We start from the raw sequence: 22,055 nt of genomic DNA, 5'->3' as shown, positions 1-22,055 counted from the left end.
TCCGCCTCGCTGCGGCGCACGCCGGACATCCTGCCACCTGTTGCCATCGGGACGTCGGCGGTACTACCGTAACGCAAGCGCTTGCGTAAGCGGTTGAGCAAAGGAGCGGAGATGGCTGAACGCACGACCCGGATCGTCATGAACGGGATCACCGGACGGATGGGCTACCGCCAGCACCTGCTGCGGTCCATCCTCGCGATCCGCGACGAGGGGGGTCTGGTGCTGCCGGGCGGCGACCGGCTGCAGGTCGAGCCGGTGATCGTGGGCCGCAGCGCGGACAAGCTCAGCCGGATCGCCAAGGAGCACGGCATCGCGGACTGGACGACCGACCTGGGCGAGGCCCTGGCCGACCCGACCGCGAGCATCTACTTCGACGCCCAGGTCACCTCCGGGCGCAAGGACGCCATCCTGGCCGCGGTCGCCGCCGGCAAGCACGTGTTCACGGAGAAGCCGATCGCGGAGTCGGTGGCCGACGGGATCGAGCTGGTCCGCGCCGCCGAGGCCGCGGGTGTGCGCACCGGTGTGGTGCACGACAAGCTCTACCTGCCCGGCCTGCTCAAGCTGAAGCGGCTCATCGACTCCGGGTTCTTCGGGCGCATCCTCTCGGTGCGCGGGGAGTTCGGCTACTGGGTGTTCGAGGGCGACCTCATCCCCGCCCAGCGGCCCAGCTGGAACTACCGCGCCGAGGACGGCGGCGGCATGGTGCTCGACATGTTCTGCCACTGGAACTACGTGATGGAGAACCTGTTCGGCAAGGTCGAGGCGGTCACCGCCAAGGCCGTCACCCACATCGACGAGCGGTGGGACGAGCAGGGCGAGCGCTACACCGCCACCGCCGACGACGCCGCCTACGGCATCTTCGAGCTCGACGGCGGGATCATCGCCCAGATCAACTCCTCCTGGGCCGTCCGCGTGGACCGCAAGGAGCTCGTCGAGTTCCAGGTCGACGGCACCCACGGCTCGGCCGTGGCCGGGCTGTTCGGCTGCCGGATCCAGCCCCGCGTGCGCACCCCGAAACCGGTGTGGAACCCCGATCTGCCGACCACCGAGGACTTCCGCGGCCAGTGGGACGAGGTGCCGGACAACCAGGAGTTCACCAACGGCTTCCGCGCCCAGTGGGAGCAGTTCCTCACCGACGTCGACGCCGGTCGCCCGCACCCCTACGACCTGGCCGCCGGCGTCCGCGGGCTGCAGCTGGTCGACGCCGGGCTGACGTCGTCCACCGAGGGCCGCCGCGTCGAGATCGAGCACTTCCAGGCGGGCGCATGAGCACCGCCACCCGCACCGAGGAGGTGCCCGGCACCGGCACGACGATCCGGCTGCCCGCGGTCGACGGCGGCTGGCACGACGTCGAGCTGGCCGAGCCGCGGGCCTGGGCCCCGCACCCGCAGCCGCACACCGCCCGGGTCGCCTTCGCCGCCGCCCACGTCATCGTCGACCCGCGCGGGGAGAACGTGCCCGGCGCGCCCGCGGTGGTCGACTGGGACGCCACGCTGGCCTTCCGCCGCCACCTGTTCGCCCACGGGCTCGGGGTGGCCGAGGCGATGGACACCGCCCAGCGCAACATGGGCCTGGACTGGGCCGCGGCCGCGGAGCTCATCACCCGCAGCGCCGCCCAGGCCAAGGAGCACGGGGCACGGATCGCCTCCGGCGCCGGCACCGACCACCTCACCGTCGCCCCGCACCAGCTGGCCGCGACCGAGGTGGGCGCCTCCGCTCTGGAGCAGGTCACCACCGCCTACCTCGAGCAGGTCGCCCACGTCGAGGGCGCCGGCTCGCAGGTGATCGTGATGGCCTCCCGCCACCTGGCCGCGGCGGCCCGCGGCTTCGACGACTACCTGCGGGTGTACGAGACGATCCTCACCCAGGTCGCCGAGCCGGTCGTGCTGCACTGGCTGGGCGAGGCCTTCGACCCGCAGCTGGCCGGCTACTGGGGCAGCCGCGACGTGGCCGAGGCGACGGAGAACTTCCTCTCCCTGGTCCGTGCCCACGCCGACAAGGTCGACGGGGTCAAGGTGTCGCTGCTGTCGGCCGAGCACGAGCGCGGTCTGCGCGCGGCGCTGCCCGAGGGCGTCCGGCTCTACACCGGTGACGACTTCAACTACCCCGAGCTGATCGAGGGCGACGGCGAGCACCACTCCGACGCCCTGCTCGGCGCCTTCGCGGCGATCGCGCCGGCCGCCTCGGCCGCCTTCTCCGCGCTCGAGGCCGGCGACGTGGAGGCCTACCGGGCCGAGATGGCGCCCACCCTGCCGCTGTCGCGGACGATCTTCGAGGCGCCGACCTTCCACTACAAGACCGGCGTCGCCTTCGTGTCGTGGCTCTCGGGCCTGCAGGACGGGTTCACCATGGTCGGCGGCATGCAGTCGGCCCGCTCGCCGCTGCACCTGGCCCGCGTGTTCGAGCTGGCCAACACCGCCCGCCTGCTGCCCGACCCCGAGCTGGCCGCCGCCCGGATGCAGCTCGTCCTCGACACCGCCGGCCTCCGCCCATGACCCGCCGACCCGCACCCGCCCCGGCGCCGGCCCCCGCCCCCGCCCCTGCCCGCGAGTGTGGCGATCGCGTCGCTCTGGCACCGGTCGAACCGACGGGACGTCCACACCCGCGTCCGGGCGCCGGGTGCGGCGGCCGGAACGGAGGGGTGGCATGAGCGTCCTGGACGTCCCGAGCGGGGAGGCCGCCCGGGTCGAGACGCCGACGGCGGGCGACCCGCGGCTGGCCCGGCTCTCGCTCAACCAGCGCACGACCGCGGAGTGGTCGCTGCGGGAGGCGGTGGACGGGTGCGTCGCCGCCGGGCTGCCGAGCATCGGGCTGTGGCGCGAGCCGGTGGCCGAGGTGGGGCTCGAGACCGCGGTCGCGATGGTGCGGGACGCCGGGCTGCGGGTGTCGTCGCTGTGCCGCGGCGGGTTCTTCACCGTGTCCGAGCCGGACGCCGTCGAGCGCGCGCACGCCGAGAACGTCCGGGCCCTGGACGAGGCCGCTGCACTCGGTGCCCCGACGCTGGTGCTCGTCCCGGGCGGACTGCCCGCGGGCGACCGCGACCTGGTGGCTGCCCGCGAGCGCGCCGCCGCCGCGGTGGAGCGGCTGGTGCCCGAGGCCGAGCAGCGCGGGGTGGTCCTCGGCATCGAGCCGATGAACCCGATCTACGCCGCCGACCGCGGGGTTGTCTCCACGCTGGCCCAGGCCCTCGACATCGCCGAGCGGTTCACCCCGAAGCAGGTGGGCGTCGTGGTCGACACCTTCCACCTGTGGTGGGAGCCGGGGGTGCGCGAGCAGATCCTGCGGGCGGGCGAGCGGATCGTCAGCTACCAGGTCTGCGACTGGATCACCCCGCTGCCGGCCGACACCCTGCTGGCTCGCGGGATGATGGGCGACGGCCACGTCGACTTCGCCGCGTTCACGCGCTGGGTGGCCGAGGCCGGCTACACCGGTGACGTCGAGGTGGAGATCTTCAACGCCGACGTCTGGGCGGCGCCCGGTGCCGACACGGTCGCCACCCTGGCCCGTCGCTACATCGAGCTGGTCCAGCCCCACCTCTGAGTCGTCGAGTGTCACGCTCCCGGGCGTCTGGGACCCGTCCCAGCCCGGGAACGTGCCACTCGGCGCGCGGTCAGAGCAGACCGGCGAGGAGCAGCGCGATCAGCTGGCTGACCGCGTTGTTGACCACGTGCACGACCACCCCGGGCCACACCGACCCGCTGCGCCGGCGCAGCTCACCGGCCACCAGGCCCACGACGAGGGCGGAGAAGGAGACCGCGTTGATCCCGTGCATCAGCGCGAACACGACCGCGCTGCCGACCACGCCCACCACCGCGCCGTAGCGGAGCAGCACCGTGGTCACCACCCCGCGGAAGAGCAGCTCCTCACCCAGCGGGGTGAGCAGGGCCAGGAACAGCAGCGACAGCACCACCGACCACACCCCGGCGCTGCCCGCCTCGGTGTAGGGCTGCTGGATGTTCTCGGGCTGGATGCCGAGCAGCAGCGTGATCACCCCGATGATGCGGGCGACCACCAGCGCGACCAGTCCGCCGAGGGCGCCGAGCAGCAGCCAGCGGACGGTGGTGCCGCGGACGCCGAACGCCTCGGGCCGTCGCACCCGCAGCGCCAGCGCGACGAGGAAGGCGATGATCCCGGCCACGCCCGACAGCGCGCCGAGCGCGAGCCCGCGCGCCACCCCCTCCAGGCCGAGCGGGGTGAGCACGAGCGGTGCGGTGCCGTAGGCGACCAGGGCGAGCACCGCGAGCCCGACGAGCAGCTCGGGCCAGCCGGGGGCGGTGCGGGGACGGTCGGGGGCGGCGGAGGTGCTCATCGGGACTCCTCGGGGCGGGTGGGCGTATCCGGACGGCGCCCCGGGTCATCGGACACCGTGCCCTCGGGACAGGGTCAAGACCCGCCCGGCCGGGCGCTCCGTGGACGCCGACCGGGCTCGGTGACTCCTACCGACGCGAAGACGCAGGCCCCGGTCGCACGCTGGCCAGGCGCTGCGTGCGCCACCGGCCGCCGACCCACCGGCCCGCCGGCGACCACCTCGAGGAGCCGCGATGCCCACCGCCGTCCGCACCGGTTCCACCGACGGGTGAACGTCTTCGTCCTCGGGGCCAGCGGCCGGACCGGCAGGCTCCTGGCGCGCACGCTCCTCGCCCGCGGTGATCGCGTCTCCGGGCTGGTGCGGCGCGAGGAGCAGCGGGCCGAGCTCGCGGCCCTCGGTGTCGACGCCTCCGTCGGCGCGCTCGCCGGGGCGACCGCGGAGACGCTGGCGCCGCTGCTCCGCGGCGCCGACGCGGTCGTCTTCGCGGCCGGGTCCAACGCCGGTGCCCGCGAGGTGACGGCCGCGGTCGACGGGCAGGCGGTGGTCGAGACGCTGGCGGCAGCCCGGCTGGCCGACGTCGACCGGTTCCTGCTGCTGTCGGTGCTCCCCGAGGCGGGACGCGGGCAGCGCCCCGACGAGGACGAGGAGTTCTACTTCGCGGTGAAGAAGCTCGTCGACGTCACCGTCACCCTGAGCGACCTCGACTGGGTGGTGCTGCGCCCCTCGCTGCTGGTCGACCGCCCCGGGACCGGGCAGGTGGCGCTCGGGCCGGCCCAACCCGATGACGAGATCCCGCGGGCCGACGTCGCCGCCACGCTGGCCGAGCTGCTGCACGAGCCGCGGGTCCGTCGGCAGCTGCTCGAGGTCACCCAGGGCTCGACCCCGGTGGCGCAGGCGGTGCGGGCCACGATCCGCTGACGTCGTGGCCGCGGCGGACGGCCCTGGGGCCGGCTTGACCCGGTCGTGGGCACACGGCCTCGACTGGTCCCCGAGCCCGGCGCTTGCCCGGCCGGCACCCCGTCACACGCCAGGAAGACGACCGATGACCATCCAGCCCGTCCCCACCACACCCGCCCGCCGCTCGGTGCTGCGGGCGCTCGTCGCCTTCGTCGCCCTCGGCACCGCACTCACGCTCCTCGCCTGCGCCACGAACCCCGACGCGGACGGGCCTCCGCCGCTGCAGGACCCGCCGGACGTCGTGGGGGCGGTCGACCGCCTCGTCCGGTCCGGCCTCCCACCCGCCTGACCCGGCTGGTCCGCCACGTCCGGCCGGCCACCCTCCGACGGTGCCGCGGACGCACCGGCCCGCGGTCAGGGCAGATCGAGTGCCCGCAGCTGGCGGCGGGAGGTGATGCCGAGCTTGCGGAAGATGTTGCGCAGGTGCGCCTCGATCGTGCGCGGGCTGAGGAACAGCTGGGCGGCCACCTCCCGCGATGTCGCCCCGGTGGCGACCAGCCGGGCGATGTGCAGCTCCTGGGCGGTCAGCTCGTCGGCGGGTTGCGCGGTGCGGCGGCGTGGGTGCTCCCCGGTGGCGCGCAGCTCGCGGGCGGCGCGGGCGGCGAACGCCTCCGCCCCCATCTCCGAGAGGCGCCGGTGGGCCGTGCGCAGCACCTCGCGGGACTCCGCGCGGCGGCCCTCGCGCCGCAACCACTCGCCGTGCAGCAGGTGCGCCCGGGCGGCCTCAGCCCCCATCCGCGACTCCTCCAGCCGGGCGACGGCCTCGCGGTGCAGCTCCTCGGCCCGGGCTCCGCTGCTGGTCAGCGCTCGCGAGCGGGCCTCCAGCCCGAGCGCCCAGGACGTCCCGCAGGCCCGGGCCCGCGCGCTCAACCGCTCCAGCGCCGCACCGGCCCGGCGGGTGTCACCGGTCCGGGCCGCGGCCTCGACGAGCTCAGGCAGCAGGGCCGTGCTGAGCGAGAGCTCCGGAGACGCCTCCGCCCGTCCCGCCGCCTCCAGCGCGGTCGGGTAGTCCCCGAGCCCGTTGTGCAGGACGGCCATCGCGTACCGGGCCGAACCGGCCTCGGCGCCGTCGTCGGGGTAGCGGGTGTCGCGCATGGTCACCGTGTAGAGCTCCGAGGCCAGCGCACGGTCACCCCGCCAGGAGGCGAGGATGACCTGCGCGTGCCGCAGCGGTACGACGCCGATCGAGTCCGAGATCGCCGCCGCCTCAGCCGCGACCTCGCCGGCGCGGGTCAGCTGGCCACCGATCACCAGGACGTTGGAGAGCAGGCTCAGTGCAGCTGGCAGCCCGGCGAGGGAACCGGCGGCCCGGGCGGCCCGGACGTGCTCCTCGGCCAGCTCGAAGGCCAGCTCGTCGTCGAGGACGCCGACGGCGATGCGTCCGGCCAGCAGCAGCCACGGCTCGCACCCACCGGCCCGGTCGGGGTCCGCGCACGCGTCCCGCAGCGCCCGGGCCACCTCCCGCAGCCCGGGCACGCCCTGCTCGAACCCCTCGGCCAGGGTGACCGCGAGCGCGTCCAGCAGCAGGTCCGAGGGCCGTGGCGGCACCGGGGCCGGCGGGGCGGCGGCGACGGTCGCAGCGATCCGCGACGCCACGGTGGCGTTGTTGATCATCGCCGCGTCCAGCGCGTGCAGGTGGATGTCGCGGGACATCGCGGGATCGATCGGGGCCATGGCCCGCGCCGCGTCCACGAGCAGGTCGGGCTCGTCGCCGCCGCGACGGAGGGCGAAGGCGATCTGGGCGCGGAGCAGGCGGGTGCGCACCTCCTGGGCAGGGTCGAGAGGGCCGCCCTCGGCCACCACCAGCAGCTCCAGGGCCGCCTCCGACGCGCCCGCCTGCTGCTTGTCGTGGGCCGCCTCCAGGGCGCGCCGTGCCCGGTCGGCGGGGTCGGCGGTCAGCTCGACCGCCTGCTGCAGGAAGGCCGCCGAGGCGGCGAACCCACCGCGGGAACGGGCCCGTCCTGCCGAGCGCTCGAGCTCTGCCGCAGCCTCCTCGTCGGTGCCCTGCACCGAGCGCCCGCGGTGCCAGGCGAACCGGTCCGGCTCGGCGTCGGCGTCGGTGGCCGCCGCCAGGGCGCCGTGCACCCGCCGGCGCTCGGACGGTGGGGCCGCCCGGTACACCGCGGAGCGGGCCAGCGGGTGCCGGAACCGCACGCGCGAGCCGACCTCCACCAGCCCGGCCGACTCGGCCGGCGCCGCCGCCTCCCGCGGGACGCCCAGGTGCGCCAGCGCCCGCCACAGCAGCGCGACGTCGCCGGTCGGCTCGGCCGCGGCCACCAGCAGCAGCTGCTGGGTCGCGGCAGGCAGGTCACCGGACCGGCGACGGAAGCTGTCCTCCACGCGACGCGGGACGTCCGCGACGTCCGGCCAGCCGAACCCGCCACCCAGCTGCGCCGGCTGCACCCCCAGCGGGAGCTCCAGCAGCGCGAGCGGGTTGCCCCGCGCCTCCGCCACGACGACGTCGCGCACCCCGTCGTCGAGGGGTCCGGGCAGGGCCGCGGCCAGCAGCGCACGGGCGTCGGCCTCCCCGAGACCACCCAGACGCAGCTCGGGCAGCCCGGCGAAGAGCCGGACGTCGCCCTCGGCGGAGTCGCGCAGCGCGAACAGCATCGCCACCCGCTCCGCCGACAGCCGCCGGGCGACGAAGGCGAGCACCTGCGCGGACGGCTGGTCGAGCCACTGCGCGTCGTCGACCAGGCAGACCAGCGGCTGCTCCTCCGACACCTCCGCCATCAGGTTGAGCACCGCCAGGCCGACCATGAACGGGTCGGGAGCCGGCCCGCTCCGCTCCCCGAAGGCGACGGCCAGGGCGGCGGCCTGCGGCTCGGGCAGGGCCGCGCCGCGGTCGAGGAACAGGGCGCACAGCTGGTGCAGACCGGCGAAGGCGAGCTGCGCCTCCGCCTCCACCCCCGTCGAGGACGAGACCTGGGACCCCGACCGCTCGGCCAGCGCGCGGGCCTCCTCGAGCAGCGCCGTCTTCCCGATCCCCGCCTCGCCCCGCAAGACCAGCGTGGCGCTGCGGCCGGCCCGGGCGCGGGCGAGCAGCTGCTCGATCGTCCGGCGCTCGGCGTCCCGACCGAGGAGGTCATGCATGACGGCTCCGATCTGCGGCCCCAGGGCGTCCCGGGTGTGTGGCGGGCACCATCATCCACGAGCCCGACCCCGCCCTCCAGCGCTGCAAGACCAATCGCCGGCCCCGGCGAGAGCCACCTAGCCCTCCAGGTGACCCCGGTGGCCCGCTGCGGGGGTTCTACCGACGCGAAGCCGGCGCGGCCCGCGCGAGCCTGGGCGCAGGCTGCCGGGCCGGACCGGCCGCCACCAGGACACTGCCGGAAGGGCACGGACATGGGACAGATCAGGGTCGGTACGGAGAACAGCACGCCGGTCGAGCTCTACTACGAGGACCAGGGCGCGGGCCAGCCCGTCGTGCTCATCCACGGCTACCCGCTCGATGGGCACAGCTGGGAGCTGCAGACCCGCGAGCTGCTCGCCGCCGGCTACCGGGTCATCACCTACGACCGCCGCGGGTTCGGCCGCTCCTCCAAGGTCGGCACCGGCTACGACTACGACACCTTCGCCGCCGACCTCGACACCCTGCTGCGGACCCTCGATCTGCGCGACGTCGTCCTCGTCGGCTTCTCGATGGGCACCGGCGAGCTGGCCCGCTACGTCGCCCGGTACGGGGCCGACCGCGTGGCGAAGCTGGCGTTCCTGGCCTCCCTGGAGCCGTTCCTGCTCGGCGGCGAGGACAACCCCGAGGGCGTGGGCCCCGACGTCTTCGACGGCATCACCGCGGCCGCGCTCGCCGACCGCTACGCCTGGTTCACCGACTTCTTCGCGAACTTCTACAACCTCGACGAGACGCTCGGCTCGCGGATCAGCCAGGCCGCGGTGGACGCCAGCTGGGCCGTCGCCATCACCAGCGCCCCGGTCGCCGCCTCTGCGGTGGTACCCGCATGGCTGGAGGACTTCCGCGCCGACGTCGAGGCCGTCCGCGCCAGCGGGAGGCCGGCGCTCATCCTGCACGGCACCGCCGACCGCATCCTGCCGTCGACGCCACCGCGCGTCGCTTCCGCCAGCTGCTGCCCGAGGCCACCTACGTCGAGGTCGAGGGTGCCCCGCACGGCCTGCTGTGGACCCACCGCGACGAGGTCAACCGGGCGCTGCTCGGTTTCCTCGGCGCCTGACCCGGCCGGCACCCGCCGCCCGCACCCGCGAGGAGATCCCGATGAGCACCACCCACCACCCGGTGAGACCGCCCGGCCGGACGGCGCCACGGCACGACATCCCGGTGGCGGCCCCGACGCGGACCGGGGACGCCGACGCGGCCCCGGTCGCCCTGCCCGTCACCGTCAGCCTGGCCGCCGTCCTGGGCAGCACCCTGGTCGGTCTGCAGCACGGGGCACCGCGGACGGTCGGCGCCCCGACCACCCCGCGCCGCCGGGTGGCGATGGGCCGGGCGCGGTGAGCCGCCGGGGACCGGCCGGGGGTCGGCTGAGATGACCTGGAGCACCCGCGAGCTCGCCGAGCTCGCCGGGACGACCGTCAACACGGTCCGCCACTACCACCGGATCGGTCTGCTGGAGGAGCCCGGACGGCGCTGGAACGGCTACAAGCAGTACGGCGTGCGCGACCTCGTGCGGCTGCTGCGGATCCGCCGGCTCGCCGAGCTCGGGGTGCCGCTCTCGGCCGTCGGGGAGGTGGGTGCGGGCTGCGACGGTGCGTCGGAGGCGCTCCGGGCGCTGGAGGCGGAGCTGACGGCCAGCATCGAACGCTGGCAGCGGGCCCGGTCCGCGATCGCGGCGATCCTGCGCGCCGACGCCCCCGCCGACACCCCCGCCGGCTTCGAGCCGGTGGCCGCCCACCTGTCGGAGTCCGACCGCGCGATCATCCACATCTACGCCCAGCTCTACGACGCCGAGGCCATGGCCGACCTGCGCACCATGGTCGAGGTGGACGCCGAGACGGGAGCGCTGGGGGCGCAGCTCACGCGGCTGGCGCCCGACGCCGACGAGGCCATCCGCCGGGAGCTGGCCGAGCGGCTCGCCCCGGCGCTGGCGCAGACCCTGCGGGACTACCCGTGGCTGGGCTGCCCGCAGGGGCGGCTGTCGAAGAGCGAGGCGGTCACCCGGCGGACCTTCGCCGAGGCGGTCGCCGAGCTCTACAACCCCGCCCAGCTCGACGTCCTGGCGCGCGCCGGCGTGCTCGCCCAGGAGCAGCTGGCCGCCGATCCCACGAGCGGGGACGAGTGCCCCCGGGCGGCCGCGCCGGCGGCGTCTTGACCGTGTCCCAGGGACACGGTCTTCCATGGCTGCGAGGCCGGGACGTCCCCGGCCGCCGCCGGCGGAAGGAGCCACGGTGAACCCCGTGGAACAGCTCATCAGCAGGTTCCAGGACCTCGTCGCCCAGGTCCCCGACCTCGTCCAACCCCTCATCGTGCTGCTGGCCGGCGCCGTCCCCTTCGTCGAGGGCGAGGGTGGCGCCGTGGTCGGCGTGCTCGGCGGGCTGCACCCCGTCGTCGCCGCCGTCGCCGCCGGCACCGGCAACCTCCTCTGCGTGCTGGGTGTCGTGGTGCTCACCTCCCGGGCCCGTGCCGCCGTGGTCACCCGGCGCTCCGACCGGGTCGCCGTCGGGGCCGGTGCCGCGGCGCCGGAGGGCGAGGAGGGGACAAACCTCGCGGCCCCTGCCGGAGCGGGCGCCAAGCCGAAGTCGAATGGACGTCAGCGCTTCGACCGCTGGCTGGTCCGCTTCGGCGTGCCCGGCGCCAGCCTGCTCGGCCCGCTCGCCGTCCCCACCCCCTTCACCGCCGCGCTCCTGGTCGGCAGCGGCACGCCGCGGGGCTGGGTGCTGCTCTGGCAGGCGGTGGCGATCGTGCTGTGGACGACCGTCGCCACCGTGTCGGCCTGGCTCGCGCTCCAGGTCGTCACCCTCGTCTGACCCCCGCCCCACCCCCGGAAGGACGCACCGGTGACCCAGCCCGACGACCACCCCGACCGACCCGGCGGACCCCGTCCCGACGCGGCCCCCACCCTGGCCGAGGACCTCCTGCTGCTGCTGTTCAAACCGCGCTCCGGCACCATCGCCGCCGAGGGCACGCTCTACTACGCCCTGGCCGGCGCCCTGCTGGCCGACCTGGCGCTGGACGGACGGGTGCGCACGTCGACCCGGTGGTCGGGCGCCGTCGAGGTGGCGGCCGTCCCGGGCACCGAACCCGACGACGAGCTGCTGCGGACGGCGTGGCGGTACGTCGCCGACCGCACCCGCGGCGTCCAGACGGTGCTGGCCGCCATCGGGCCGACGCTGCGCCAGCCGGTCCTCGACCGACTGGTGGCCCGCGGGGACGTCCGGCAGGAGCGGCGTCGGGCGCTCGGGCTGATCCCCACCACGGCCCTGCTCGACGGCGGCACCGGCCGCCGGGACGGCCTGCTCGCCGACGTCCGCGCGGTGCTGGTCGACGGCGTCGAGCCGGCACCACGGACCGCGGCGCTGACCGCCCTGGTCTGGGCCGGCGGCACCCTGCCCGAGCTGCACCCGGTGATCCCGTGGGGCGCCCCGGTGATCACCCGCGCCCGCGAGCTCGAGCGCGGCAGCTGGGGTGCGGCCGCCGTCGGCGAGGCGGTCACCCGCACCACCATCGCGGTCGTCACCGCCGTCGCCGCCACCGCGGTCGCCCAGGCCGCGTCCTCGGGCAGCTAGCCCGATGACGCCGGTGGGCCGGGCTAGGGTCGGGAGCCGTGGACGGCGCGGAGCACCTGGCGGACGTCTTCGTCTGCCCGCTCTGCGCCGGGGCCTTCGGCGTCCGCGACGGCCGCACCCTGGTCTGCCCGGCGGGGCACGCCTTCGACGTCGCCCGGGAGGGCTACGCCAACCTGGTGCCGGCGCAGAGCCGGCGCTCCAAGGAGCCGGGCTACAACAGCGAGCTGATGACCGCCCGGCACCGCTTCTTCGCCTCCGGTGGGTACCGGCCGGTGGCCGAGGCGGTCGCCGGGCTCGCCGCGGGTGCTGCCGGCCCGGGCGCGCGGCTGCTCGACGCCGGCTGCGGCGAGGGCTACTACCTGCGGGTCCTGCGCGAGCGCGCCCCGGGGCTCGACCTCCTCGGCACCGACGTCTCCCGCCCGGGGGTGCGGACGGCGTCGCGGGCCGATCCCGCCGGGGCCTATGCCGTGGCCAGCTCCTACGCGCTGCCGGTGCCCGACGCCTCGCTCGACGTGCTGGTCAGCCACTTCTCGCCCAACCCGGTCGAGGAGTTCGCCCGGGTGCTGCGGCCCGGGGGGACGCTGCTGGTCGGCGGGCCCGGCGCGGACCACCTGTTCTCGCTCAAGGCCGCCGTCTACGACCACCCCCGGCGCCACGACGAGGACAAGCACGTCCTCACCGACCCCCGGTTCACCCCGGCCGGGCGGGAGGTGGTGCGCTACGAGCTGCCGGTCGGCGACCCGGGCACGCTGGCCGCGCTGTTCACCATGACGCCCTACTCCTACGGCGCCACCGACGCCGACCGCCTGCTCGGCCGCTCCGGTGGGGCGTTCGGCACCGAGGTGCACGTGGTCCTCGACCGGTACGTGCGGACGTCCTGACCGTCGGCGGCCGGCCGCACTACGGTGGGCACCGCGCACCACCGTCCACTCCGAGGAGGACAGATGCGCTCGATGGTCCCCGACTACCTGGCCGACGCGCTGGCCGACGTCGAGCCCGACACCTCCGGTGCGCTGGCCGACTACATCCCCGAGCTCGCGGCCGCCGACCCGGGACGGCTCGGCGCGGCCTTCGCCACCGTCGACGGCGAGGTCTACGGGGCCGGTGACGTCGACGTCGAGCTGACCATCCAGTCGATCTCCAAGCCGTTCGCCTACGCGCTCGCGCTGGCCGACCGCGGGTTCGACGCCGTGCTGGCCAAGGTGGGGGTCGAGCCGTCGGGGGAGGCCTTCAACGAGATCTCGCTGGAGCCCGCAACCGGACGTCCCCGCAACCCGATGATCAACGCCGGCGCGATCACCACGCACGCGCTGGCCGGCGTCGCCGGGCTCGGCCCGGCCGGACGGGTCGAGCGGGTGCTCGACGGGCTGTCGGCCTTCGCCGGCCGGCGGCTGCGGGTGGACGAGGGTGTGTGCGCCTCGGAGCTGGAGCACGCGCACCGCAACCTCGCGATCGGCCACCTGCTGCGCAGCCACGGCGTCCTCACCGAGGACCCGGACGCCGTCGTCGAGGGCTACACCCGGCAGTGCTCGGTGCTCGTCACCACCCGCGACCTGGCCCTGATGGCGGCGACGCTGGCCAACCGCGGGGTCAACCCGCGCACCGGCGAGCGGGTGGTGCCCGAGCCGGTGGTGCGCCAGGTGCTCAGCGTGATGGCGACCTGCGGCATGTACGACGCCGCCGGCGACTGGGCCACCCAGGTCGGCATCCCGGCCAAGAGCGGGGTGGCCGGCGGGCTGATCGGCGCGCTGCCGGGCCAGATCGGCATCGCCACCTTCTCCCCGCGGCTCGACCAGCACGGCAACAGCGTCCGCGGGGTGTCGCTGTTCGGACGGTTCTCCGCCGACATGGGCCTGCACGTGATGGAGGTGCCGCCGCCCGCGCTCGGGGTGGTCCGCGCCCACACGGTTGTCGGCAGCGGGGCGGAGGCGGTCCGGGTGGTGCAGCTGCAGGGCGGTCTCGGCTTCGCCGCGCTGGAGCGGGTGGTGCGTGAGGTCGCGGCCACCGACATGCCCGAGACGACGGTGGCCCTCGACCTCAGCACCGTCTACTCGGTCGACGACGTGGCGCGGCGGATGCTGCTGGAGGTGGTGCGCCGGCTCACCCTCGACGGCCACGACGTCCACCTCGTCGACCCGGAGGTGCTGGTGCCCGCCCCCGACCCCGGTGACGGCGGACGGGTCACCGTCGTCGGCTCCGTGGACGACGTGCTCGCCGCCCGCCGGCATCGCGCGGCGGAGAGCGGGGCCGTGCGATGACCAACCCCGAGCCCCGCCCGGCCGAGGGTGTCCTCGGCGACCAGCCGCCCGCCGCCGGCACGGAGGTGCTGGAGCCGCGGCTGGTGCCGCTCGGCGGGCTGCGGGCGATGACCGTCCACCGGACGCTGCCGCAGCGGCAGCGCTCCCTGGTGGGGGCGTGGTGCTTCCTCGACCACTACGGGCCCGACGACGTCGCGGCCACCGGTGGCATGCAGGTGGCCCGGCACCCGCACACCGGGCTGGCGACGGTGTCCTGGCTGTTCAGCGGCCGGATCGAGCACCTCGACTCCGGCGGCAACGCGGCCACCGTCCGGCCGGGTGAGCTCAACCTGATGATCGCCGGGCGCGGCATCACCCACCAGGAGCTCAGCGACCGCAGCACCAGCACCCTGCACGGCGTCCAGCTCTGGTACGCGCTGCCGGAGGCCACCCGGTTCAGCGAGAACGGGTTCGTCCACCACGTGCCCGAACCGGTGCACCGGCCCGGGCTCACCGCCCGCGTCTTCATCGGCGCCCTGCTCGGCTCGGTGTCACCGGTCGACACCCGCACCCCGGACCTGCTCGGTGCGGAGCTGCTGCTCGAGGCCGGTGCCACCGCCCGGCTCCCGGTCCGGGCCGACTGCGAGCACGCCGTACTGGCCGAGGACCGCGACGTCACGGTCGGCGGGACGCCGGTGGCGCACCGCTCGCTGGCCTACGTCCCACCGGGCACCGAGGAGCTGGTGCTCGGCGCCGGCGACGCGCCCACCCGCGTCGTCCTGCTCGGCGGGGTGCCGCTGGGTGAGCAGGTGGTCATGTGGTGGAACTTCGTCGGCCGTGACCACGACGAGGTCGTGGAGTACCGACGCCGCTACCAGGCCGAGCTCGGGTTCGAGCCGGCCGACCCGCGGGACGCCGGCAAGCCGGCGCTCTTCGGCGACTTCCCGTCCGGTCAGCCGGCACCCCTGCCCGCGCCGCCGCTGCCGGGGTCCCGGCTGGTGCCGCGCGGCTGAGCCGCGCTCCGCCGCTCAGACGACGTCGTCGGCCTCGCCGGTCGCCTGCTCGGAGTCGTCGATGCTCCACCTCAGCTGGAGCTCGACCTCCTCCTCCCCGTCGCCGCGCTCGTGCTCGACGGAGAACCGCGCCCGGGCCGGCACCCGGAACCGCTCGCCGGCGATCTGGATCCGGAAGGGCCTGCCGCTCTCGAGGGCGTCGGCCAGCCGGCGCAGCTTGGCGACGGCCTCCGCGGTGGAGGGGATCGTCTCGACGTCACGGTCGTCCTCGGGCATGTCGCCAACCTAGGGACCCGGTGGCCCACGTCGTCCCCGCCGCCCGACGGACGCGCTCTGTGAAAGTTCTTGTCAACCTCTTGCCACCTGGGCGTCCCCCCCTGACACTCTTTGTCATGTCGACCACGACGGCCTCCCGCCCACCGCTCGTGCTGGCCGAGCTGCGGCGCCTGCTGCCGACGCTCCCCGCCTCGGTGCAGCGGACGGCCGAGACGGTGATCGCCGACCCCGTCGGCAGCGTGTCGGGCACCATCGGCGAGCTCGCCGCGGCCAGCGGCACCTCCACCTCGGCGGTCTCCCGGCTGTGCCGGCGGCTCGGCGTGGACGGCTACCCGGCGCTGCGGCTGGCCGTGCTGGCTGACTCGGCCCGCGAGCAGCCCTCGGCCTGGGAGTCCGACGTCTCGCGCACCATCACCGCCGACGACCCGCTCGAGGACGTCGCCGCCGTGCTCGGGGCGGCGCAGTCCCGCGCCGTCGCCGACACCCTGGCCGGGCTCGACCTCGACGCGGTGCGCACCGTCGCCCGCCAGATCAGCACCGCCCGCCGGGTGCTCGTCCTCGGCGTCAGCGGCAGTGCGGTGATGGCCGCGGAGCTGCAGCTGCGGCTGCAGCGGATCGGCGTCGCGGTCTGGGCCCACTCCGACGTCCACGAGGGGCTGACCGCGGCGGCGCTGCTGGACGAGCGCGACGTCGCCGTCGCCATCTCCTGCACCGGGGCCACCGTGGAGACCGTCGACATGCTGCGCTGCGCCGCCGAGCACGGCGCCGCCACCGCGGCCATCACCGGCGCGCGGACCTCCCCGCTCGCCGAGCACGCCGACTCCCTGCTGCTCACCGTCACCGAGGAGACCACCTTCCGGGAGGGCCCGCTGGCCGCCCGCTTCTCCGAGCTGACCGTGGTCGAGCTGCTCTACCTCGCCGTCGCCCAGCTCGGCGGCGAGCGCACCACCGATCTGCTCGCCGCCACCGCCCGCGCCGTCCGCGGCCACCAGGTGGCTCCCCGCACCACCCGTCCTGCCCGCACGCCCCGCACGACCGCACGTCCCCCCGCACCGACCCACGCCATCGCCGCCCGCGGCGAGGAGGAGCAACGATGACCGACCACCCGGTGTCCCGCAAGGGCTTCCTCGGCCTGGGAGCCGCCCTCGGCGGCGCCCTGGGCGTCCCGGCGAGCGGCTGGGCCGCCGCCGCCCCCGCGCACGCCCGCACCCCGCAGCCGACCGCCACCGGCACCGGTGGCCCGCTGCTCGACGGCTCCCGCTTCCCGATCGGCGTGTTCTGGCCGCCGCCGCCGCTGGAGACCACCGTCGAGCGCTACCAGCAGATGGCTGATGCCGGCTTCACCTACCTGCACACCGGTAACTACGGCTGGGCCGACGTCCAGATCGCCACCTGGTCGCTGCGCACCGCCGACCAGGTCGGGCTCAAGGTGCTCGTCGACGACCCCGACATCCGCTGGCTCACCCGCAGCGTCTCGATCTCCGAGGACGGTGGGCCGTTCACCCTCACCCGCGCCGAGGCCGAGACCAAGCTCCGCGAGATCATCGCCCGCTACCGTCCGGTGCGCTGGTGGGAGGTCACCGACGGCCGGCTGCTCATCACCGGCGGCACCGGCGACGGCTCGATCGGGATCAGCCGCGACAGCGCCGGCTGGACCGACTACACCCTCTCCTTCAGCACCAGCCCGCGGGCCACCGGCGCCGGCGGCTACGCCCAGTCCGGGTGGGCCTTTCGCGCCCGCGACGAGCGCAACGCCTACGTCTGGCTGCTCAACAACCAGTCCGGCCCGGGCAACCTCACCAAGGCGGTCTTCGTCGACGGCGCACCCCGGGTCACCGTGGTGCCGCTCGGCTTCGACGTGGTGGCCGGGGAGACCTACCGGGTCGAGACCGTGGTCGAGGGCGACACCTTCACCACCTCGGTCAACGGCCGGGTGGTCGACACCACCACCGACACCACCTTCGCCAGCGGCGGCGTCGGGTTCCGCCAGGCCGGCGGGGAGTCGGCCTACTACGACGACGTGCGGGTGGTGGACGCCGGCGGCCGGCTGTTGCTCGCCGAGGACTTCTCCGGCGGGCTGGGCCAGTGGGACGTCCCCGACGGCGGCGGCTTCGACAGCTTCGCCGGCATCCACCTCTACGACGAGCCGACCGTGCCGAAGCTGGCCGACCTCGGCGCGCTGGCCGACATCATCCGCTCCATCGACCCCGACGTGCTGCCCTACATCAACCACTTCCCGGGCTTCGACTACCGCGCCGCGGTGGAGCAGACCTCGCCGGAGGTGCTCTCCTTCGACCGCTACCCGATCCTCTCCTCGGGCGAGGACGTCGGCTACTTCCAGAACTGGGCCGACGTCCGGGCGGCCGCGCTGCCCACCGGCATCCCCACCTGGGCCTTCGTGCAGTCGGTCGGCTACACCGCCCACGCCGTCCCGACCAAGGCCGACCTGCTCTGGCAGATCAACATCAGCCTCGCCTACGGCTGCAAGGGCATCCAGTACTTCACCTACTGGACGCCCGACCCGGCCCGCGGGGAGAACTTCCACGACGGCATCGTGCTGGTCGACGGCACCCTCACCCCGCTGTACGAGGCCACCCAGGAGGTCAACACCACCTGGTTGCAGCAGGTCGGGCTGCAGGTGCTGCCGCTGACCTCCACCGCCGTCCAGGCGGCCAACCTCGCCTCGGTGCCGGGCGGGCTCGAGCCGTTCGAGGCCGACGACGAGATCGCCGAGCTCACCGGCGACGCCCTGGTGCTCGGCCGCTTCGACGGGCCCGACGGGCGTCACCTGCTGCTGGTCAACCACTCCCGCACCGAGGACGCCCGTGGCGTGCTGCGCTGGGGCCCGGCGGTGCAGCGGGCCTCGGCCTTCGACCCCGCCAGCGAGCGCTACCGCAGCCGCGGCCGGGCCCCGTTCCGCGTCGACCTCGGCCCGGGCGAGGCGACGCTGCTCCGGCTGGAGACCGCGTGAGCGCGGACGCGTCCGGAAGTGGCGGCACGGCGTGGCTAGGGTCGGCCCATGAGCTCTGACGCGTCCGCCTTCCTCCAGACCATGACCGCCACGATGCAGGAGGTGGCGCAGAGCCAGCGCGAGGGCGTCAGCGCCGGTGCCGCGCTGCTGCGGCGGTGCCTGGACGACGGCGGGGTGGTGCAGGCGTTCGGCACCGGTCACTCCGAGGCCTTCGCGATGGAGATCGCCGGGCGGGCCGGCGGGCTGGTGCCCACCAACAGGCTCACCCTGCGCGACCCCGTCATCGTGGGCGAGGCCGGGGCGGACTACCTGGCCGACCCGCTGCTGGAGCGCAACCCCGAGACCGCGCACGCCATCTACCGGCTGATCCCGCAGGTGCACCCGGCCGACGTGTTCGTCGTCGCCTCCAACTCCGGTGCCAACGGCAGCGTGGTGGAGTTCGCCTCGCTGGTGAAGGAGAAGGGTCACGCCCTGATCGCGGTCACCTCGATGCAGCACACCACCCAGGTGCCCTCGCGGCACCCGGGCGGCAAGAAGCTGTACGAGCTGGCCGACGTGGTGCTCGACAACGGCGCCCCCTACGGCGACGCGGTGCTGCCACTGCCCGGCGGCGGCGCGGCCTGCGGGATCTCCTCGCTGACCGCGGCGATGCTGGCCCAGATGATGGTGGCTGAGGTGATCGACGGGATGGTCGCCGACGGGCTCACCCCGCCGGTCTACCTCTCGGCCAACATCCCCGGCGGCGACGAGCACAACCAGGCCCTGGAGGACCGCTACGCCGGTCGGCTGCGCCGGCTGCCCTGAGCCGTGCCTGCTGACCCCGTGACGGCACGGGCCGTGCTGGGCCTGGACGCCGGCGGCACCAGCACCCGCTGCCTGGTCGCCGACCGCGACGGCGTCGTGCTCGGCCACGGTCGCGCCGGCGGCGGCAACCCGGTCTCCCGACCGCCGGCCGAGGCGGCCGCCCAGATCCGGGCGGCCGTCGCGCAGGCGCTGGAGGCCGCACCCGGCGTCGACGTCGGCGCGGCGGTGTTCGGCGTGGCCGGGTTCGCCGAGGACCCGGCGGCGGCGCTCGTGCTGCAGGACTCCCTGGCCGGGCTGGGGCTGCACTGCCCGCTGCAGGTGCGCGGGGACGCCGAGATCGCCTTCGCTGCCGGCACCCCGGCACCGGACGGCACCGCGCTGATCGCCGGCACCGGGGCGGCGGCCAGCCGGATCGAGGCGGGCCGGGAGGTGCGCGCCGCGGACGGCTGGGGCTGGCTGCTCGGCGACGAGGGCTCCGGGTTCTGGATCGGACGCGAGGCCGTCCGCACCGCACTGCGCCACGACCGGCCGCCGCACGGGCCGCTGGTCGCCGGCGTGCTGGCCGCGCTCGGTCACCCGGTCGGTCGGGCCGGGCTGATCTACCGGGTGCACGAGTCGCCGCCGGTGGCGCTGGCCCGGCTCGCTCCCGTCGTGCTCGAGGCCGCCGCCGCGGGCGACGCGCTGGCCGCCGACGTCCTGGCCCGGGCGGCCGACCTGCTGGTCGCGGCGGTCGAGACGGTCCGCCGGCCCGACGAGCGCACCCCGGTGGTGCTGGCCGGCGGGATCGCCGGAACCGTGCTGGTCGGGGACCGGGTGACCGAGCGGGTGGGTCGCCGCTGGCCCGACGCCGAGCTGCGCCGGGTGACCAGCTCCGAGGCCGGGGCCGCCTGGTTGGCGGCCCGCAGCATCTGGCCCGAGCTGGGCACCGACGTGCACACCCGGCTCTGCCGCCCGGCCGCGCTGACCTGACCCCCGGCCGACGCCCGTCCCGCCCCCGACGCGGGAGTGCCGGCGTCCCCGCCGGTGTTGCGGTGGTCGTGGAGCGGACGGATGTGGTGGTGGTCGGAGCCGGGCAGGCGGGACTGTCCAGCGCGTACCACCTGCGCCGGCTGGGCGTCGAGCACGTCGTGCTGGACGCCAACCCCGCCCCGGGCGGTGCCTGGCAGCACCGCTGGCCGACGCTGCGCATGGCGACCGTGCACGGCATCTTCGGGCTGCCCGGGATGGATTTCACCGCACCCGACCCCTCGCTCCGGGCCAACGAGGCCGTGCCGGCCTACTTCGCCGCCTACGAGCAGCGGATGGGGCTGCACGTGCGGCGTCCCGTCACCGTCTCCGCCGTCCGCGACCTCGGGCCCGAGCTGCTGGTCCAGACCGACCACGGACCGCTGCGCACCCGTGGGCTGGTCAACGCCACCGGCACCTGGACCCGGCCGTTCTGGCCGTCCTATCCCGGTCGGGAGACCTTCGGCGGACGGCAGCTGCACGCCGCGCAGTACCGCGGACCGGACGAGCTGGCCGGGCACCGGGTCGTGGTGGTCGGCGGCGGGTCCACCGCCGTCCAGCTGCTGCCCGAGATCGCCGCGGTGGCCGAGACGTTGTGGGTGACCCGCCGTCAGCCGCGGTTCCGCGACGACGACTTCACCCCCGAGATCGGCCGCGAGGTGGTGTCGCGGGTCGAGGACCGGGTCCGTCGCGGCCTGCCGCCGGAGAGCGTGGTCTCGGTGACCGGGCTGGTCCGCACCCCGCAGGTGGCGGCGGCCCAGGCCGCCGGGGTGCTGGAGCGGCACCCGGTCTTCGACCGGATCACCCCCGACGGCGTCGCCTGGTCCGACGGACGCACCTGGGAGGCCGACGTCATCCTGTGGTGCACCGGCTGGCGCTCGGCGCTGGACCACCTGGCCCCGCTGCGGCTGCGCGGACCGGGCGGGGGCATCCGGATGGACGGCACCCGGGTGGCGGCCGACCCGCGGATCCACCTCGTCGGCTACGGCCCCTCGGCCAGCACCGTCGGGGCCAACCGGGCCGGACGGAGCGCCGCCGCCGAGCTGCGCGACCTGCTCGGCACCTCCGAGCGCTCGACCGCCTGACCGCCGCGGCTACGGGATACTGGCCCGGTGGAGGACACGGGCGCGGACGACACGACCACCGACCACCGGACGGGCCGGACGCGCCCCGTGGCGGCGCCGGCTGCCCGCCGTTGGCCTCCGGTGCTGCTCGTCCCGGCCGTCGCGGGTCTGGCCACGCTGGTGGTGATGGTCGTGCGGGCGCTCGGTTCCGGGGCCGACGACGCCGCCCCGACGGCCGCGCTGTTCGTCGTCTGGAACCTGCTGCCCTGGGTGGCGGCGGCCGTCCTGGTGCTCGTCGTGCACCGGCGGGAACCGCTGACCGCGCCGGTGCTGTGGTTCGGCACCGTGCTGCTGGCCGTGCTGGCCGGCGGGCTCATCACGGCGGCACTGGTCTCCGGCGACGCGCAGGCCGGCATCGTCTTCGTGGTGCTGCCGGTCTACCTGCTGCTCGGTCTGGTGCTGCTGCTCGCGCTCGCGCTGGTCATCGGGGTGGGTCGCCGGCGCGGCCGCGCGCGCTGACGCTGCTGCGGAAGGCCTCAGAAGACGCAGAACGGGTGGCCGTCGGGGTCGAGCCGCACCCGGACGTCCTCCTGCGGCCGGTGCCCCGCCAGCACCGCCCCCAGCTCCCTCGGGGCGGGGGAGCTGATGGTCAGCGACGTCAGCTCGATCCCCGGTCCGCTATGGGGACCTCCTTGTCCTTCCATCGTGTCCAACATGGGCTGT

22 protein-coding genes are annotated in these 22,055 nt (G+C 75.4%); 18 read left to right on the top strand and 4 right to left on the bottom strand.

Features of this window, described 5'->3' with window-relative positions; genetic code table 11:
* Window positions 1-111: 111 nt before the first annotated feature.
* The 3 genes from DT076_RS06470 to DT076_RS06455 all read left to right on the top strand — a co-directional run bounded on the left by DT076_RS06470 (window position 112) and on the right by DT076_RS06455 (window position 3,540).
* The gene (locus tag DT076_RS06470; protein WP_199539007.1) at window positions 112-1,269 is read left to right on the top strand and encodes a Gfo/Idh/MocA family protein; all 1,158 of its coding nucleotides are present in this window, start codon (window positions 112-114) and stop codon (window positions 1,267-1,269) included.
* Entirely contained in the window at window positions 1,266-2,495 is a 1,230-nt protein-coding gene (locus tag DT076_RS06465) for a dihydrodipicolinate synthase family protein (protein ID WP_114125837.1), read from the top strand. The genes DT076_RS06470 and DT076_RS06465 overlap by 4 nt, the downstream gene beginning before the upstream one ends.
* Window positions 2,496-2,646: 151 nt before the next feature.
* A complete protein-coding gene (locus DT076_RS06455) occupies window positions 2,647-3,540 on the top strand; it encodes a sugar phosphate isomerase/epimerase family protein (protein WP_114125836.1) in 894 nt (297 codons plus the stop codon).
* Between the two features lie 70 nt (window positions 3,541-3,610).
* Here the strand turns inward: DT076_RS06455 and DT076_RS06450 are convergent, their stop codons facing one another.
* Window positions 3,611-4,309: a CPBP family intramembrane glutamic endopeptidase gene (locus DT076_RS06450; protein ID WP_114125835.1), complete on the bottom strand. Its 699-nt coding sequence runs from the start codon at window positions 4,307-4,309 to the stop codon at window positions 3,611-3,613.
* Between the two features lie 267 nt (window positions 4,310-4,576).
* Here DT076_RS06450 and DT076_RS06445 point away from each other — a divergent pair, with 267 nt between their 5' ends.
* Window positions 4,577-5,227, top strand: a complete 651-nt coding sequence (locus DT076_RS06445) for an NAD(P)H-binding protein (RefSeq protein ID WP_114125834.1) — start codon at window positions 4,577-4,579, stop codon at window positions 5,225-5,227.
* A 124-nt stretch (window positions 5,228-5,351) separates the two neighbouring features.
* Complete coding sequence (locus DT076_RS06440) at window positions 5,352-5,555, top strand: hypothetical protein (protein ID WP_114125833.1); 204 nt, start codon at window positions 5,352-5,354, stop codon at window positions 5,553-5,555.
* A 65-nt stretch (window positions 5,556-5,620) separates the two neighbouring features.
* Here the strand turns inward: DT076_RS06440 and DT076_RS06435 are convergent, their stop codons facing one another.
* Complete coding sequence (locus tag DT076_RS06435; protein WP_114125832.1) at window positions 5,621-8,359, bottom strand: ATP-binding protein; 2,739 nt, start codon at window positions 8,357-8,359, stop codon at window positions 5,621-5,623.
* A gap of 252 nt (window positions 8,360-8,611) precedes the next feature.
* Here DT076_RS06435 and DT076_RS06430 point away from each other — a divergent pair, with 252 nt between their 5' ends.
* The 7 genes from DT076_RS06430 (at window position 8,612) to DT076_RS06395 (ending at window position 15,212) form a co-directional block, all read left to right on the top strand.
* On the top strand, window positions 8,612-9,769 hold the full coding sequence (locus DT076_RS06430; RefSeq protein WP_233493718.1) for an alpha/beta fold hydrolase: 1,158 nt from the start codon (window positions 8,612-8,614) through the stop codon (window positions 9,767-9,769).
* Window positions 9,766-10,548, top strand: a complete 783-nt coding sequence (locus tag DT076_RS06420) for a MerR family transcriptional regulator (RefSeq protein ID WP_114125830.1) — start codon at window positions 9,766-9,768, stop codon at window positions 10,546-10,548. The genes DT076_RS06430 and DT076_RS06420 overlap by 4 nt, the downstream gene beginning before the upstream one ends.
* A gap of 76 nt (window positions 10,549-10,624) precedes the next feature.
* Window positions 10,625-11,203, top strand: coding sequence for a hypothetical protein (locus DT076_RS06415; RefSeq protein WP_199539006.1), 579 nt, complete (start codon window positions 10,625-10,627; stop codon window positions 11,201-11,203).
* 30 nt (window positions 11,204-11,233) lie between these two features.
* Entirely contained in the window at window positions 11,234-11,962 is a 729-nt protein-coding gene (locus tag DT076_RS06410; protein ID WP_233493716.1) for a GOLPH3/VPS74 family protein, read from the top strand.
* Window positions 11,963-12,000: 38 nt separating this feature from the next.
* Window positions 12,001-12,843, top strand: a complete 843-nt coding sequence (locus tag DT076_RS06405) for a putative RNA methyltransferase (protein ID WP_114125828.1) — start codon at window positions 12,001-12,003, stop codon at window positions 12,841-12,843.
* A 63-nt stretch (window positions 12,844-12,906) separates the two neighbouring features.
* A complete protein-coding gene (locus DT076_RS06400) occupies window positions 12,907-14,220 on the top strand; it encodes a glutaminase (protein WP_114125827.1) in 1,314 nt (437 codons plus the stop codon).
* Window positions 14,217-15,212, top strand: a complete 996-nt coding sequence (locus DT076_RS06395; protein ID WP_114125826.1) for a pirin family protein — start codon at window positions 14,217-14,219, stop codon at window positions 15,210-15,212. The genes DT076_RS06400 and DT076_RS06395 overlap by 4 nt, the downstream gene beginning before the upstream one ends.
* Window positions 15,213-15,227: 15 nt before the next feature.
* Here DT076_RS06395 and DT076_RS06390 read toward each other — a convergent pair whose 3' ends face one another.
* Window positions 15,228-15,488 carry an amphi-Trp domain-containing protein gene (locus DT076_RS06390; protein WP_114125825.1) on the bottom strand — a complete coding sequence of 87 codons (261 nt, stop codon included), beginning with the start codon at window positions 15,486-15,488 and terminating at the stop codon, window positions 15,228-15,230.
* A gap of 116 nt (window positions 15,489-15,604) precedes the next feature.
* Here DT076_RS06390 and DT076_RS06385 point away from each other — a divergent pair, with 116 nt between their 5' ends.
* The 6 genes from DT076_RS06385 to DT076_RS06360 all read left to right on the top strand — a co-directional run bounded on the left by DT076_RS06385 (window position 15,605) and on the right by DT076_RS06360 (window position 21,851).
* Window positions 15,605-16,585, top strand: coding sequence for a MurR/RpiR family transcriptional regulator (locus tag DT076_RS06385; protein WP_114125824.1), 981 nt, complete (start codon window positions 15,605-15,607; stop codon window positions 16,583-16,585).
* Window positions 16,582-18,459, top strand: a complete 1,878-nt coding sequence (locus DT076_RS06380) for a hypothetical protein (protein WP_114125823.1) — start codon at window positions 16,582-16,584, stop codon at window positions 18,457-18,459. The genes DT076_RS06385 and DT076_RS06380 overlap by 4 nt, the downstream gene beginning before the upstream one ends.
* Before the next feature lie 48 nt (window positions 18,460-18,507).
* Window positions 18,508-19,263: a sugar isomerase domain-containing protein gene (locus tag DT076_RS06375; protein ID WP_114125822.1), complete on the top strand. Its 756-nt coding sequence runs from the start codon at window positions 18,508-18,510 to the stop codon at window positions 19,261-19,263.
* Between the two features lie 18 nt (window positions 19,264-19,281).
* Entirely contained in the window at window positions 19,282-20,232 is a 951-nt protein-coding gene (locus tag DT076_RS06370) for an N-acetylglucosamine kinase (RefSeq protein ID WP_114125821.1), read from the top strand.
* A 68-nt stretch (window positions 20,233-20,300) separates the two neighbouring features.
* A complete protein-coding gene (locus DT076_RS06365; protein ID WP_114126018.1) occupies window positions 20,301-21,353 on the top strand; it encodes an FAD-dependent oxidoreductase in 1,053 nt (350 codons plus the stop codon).
* Between the two features lie 27 nt (window positions 21,354-21,380).
* Window positions 21,381-21,851 (top strand): hypothetical protein, encoded by a 471-nt coding sequence (locus tag DT076_RS06360; RefSeq protein WP_114125820.1) that lies wholly within the window; start codon window positions 21,381-21,383, stop codon window positions 21,849-21,851.
* 17 nt (window positions 21,852-21,868) lie between these two features.
* On the opposite strand, the gene DT076_RS19585 is transcribed toward DT076_RS06360, so the two are convergent.
* Entirely contained in the window at window positions 21,869-22,048 is a 180-nt protein-coding gene (locus DT076_RS19585) for a hypothetical protein (RefSeq protein WP_199539005.1), read from the bottom strand.
* Window positions 22,049-22,055: the final 7 nt, after the last annotated feature.

The sequence above is a fragment of the Desertihabitans brevis genome (genome assembly GCF_003327535.1).
Taxonomy (GTDB): Bacteria; Actinomycetota; Actinomycetes; order Propionibacteriales; family Propionibacteriaceae; genus Desertihabitans; species Desertihabitans brevis.
This window is presented reverse-complemented; position numbering and strand designations above follow the sequence as displayed.

Excerpts from the sequence above, each read along its gene's own strand:
- DT076_RS06470 (WP_199539007.1), top strand. The coding sequence starts at position 112 with ATGGCTGAACGCACGACCCGGATCGTCATGAACGGGATCACCGGACGG.
- DT076_RS06465 (WP_114125837.1), top strand. The coding sequence starts at position 1,266 with ATGAGCACCGCCACCCGCACCGAGGAGGTGCCCGGCACCGGCACGACG.
- DT076_RS06455 (WP_114125836.1), top strand. The coding sequence starts at position 2,647 with ATGAGCGTCCTGGACGTCCCGAGCGGGGAGGCCGCCCGGGTCGAGACG.
- DT076_RS06450 (WP_114125835.1), bottom strand. The coding sequence starts at position 4,309 with ATGAGCACCTCCGCCGCCCCCGACCGTCCCCGCACCGCCCCCGGCTGG.
- DT076_RS06440 (WP_114125833.1), top strand. The coding sequence starts at position 5,352 with ATGACCATCCAGCCCGTCCCCACCACACCCGCCCGCCGCTCGGTGCTG.
- DT076_RS06435 (WP_114125832.1), bottom strand. The coding sequence starts at position 8,359 with ATGCATGACCTCCTCGGTCGGGACGCCGAGCGCCGGACGATCGAGCAG.
- DT076_RS06430 (WP_233493718.1), top strand. The coding sequence starts at position 8,612 with ATGGGACAGATCAGGGTCGGTACGGAGAACAGCACGCCGGTCGAGCTC.
- DT076_RS06420 (WP_114125830.1), top strand. The coding sequence starts at position 9,766 with ATGACCTGGAGCACCCGCGAGCTCGCCGAGCTCGCCGGGACGACCGTC.
- DT076_RS06400 (WP_114125827.1), top strand. The coding sequence starts at position 12,907 with ATGCGCTCGATGGTCCCCGACTACCTGGCCGACGCGCTGGCCGACGTC.
- DT076_RS06395 (WP_114125826.1), top strand. The coding sequence starts at position 14,217 with ATGACCAACCCCGAGCCCCGCCCGGCCGAGGGTGTCCTCGGCGACCAG.
- DT076_RS06390 (WP_114125825.1), bottom strand. The coding sequence starts at position 15,488 with ATGCCCGAGGACGACCGTGACGTCGAGACGATCCCCTCCACCGCGGAG.
- DT076_RS06385 (WP_114125824.1), top strand. The coding sequence starts at position 15,605 with ATGTCGACCACGACGGCCTCCCGCCCACCGCTCGTGCTGGCCGAGCTG.
- DT076_RS06380 (WP_114125823.1), top strand. The coding sequence starts at position 16,582 with ATGACCGACCACCCGGTGTCCCGCAAGGGCTTCCTCGGCCTGGGAGCC.
- DT076_RS06375 (WP_114125822.1), top strand. The coding sequence starts at position 18,508 with ATGAGCTCTGACGCGTCCGCCTTCCTCCAGACCATGACCGCCACGATG.
- DT076_RS19585 (WP_199539005.1), bottom strand. The coding sequence starts at position 22,048 with ATGTTGGACACGATGGAAGGACAAGGAGGTCCCCATAGCGGACCGGGG.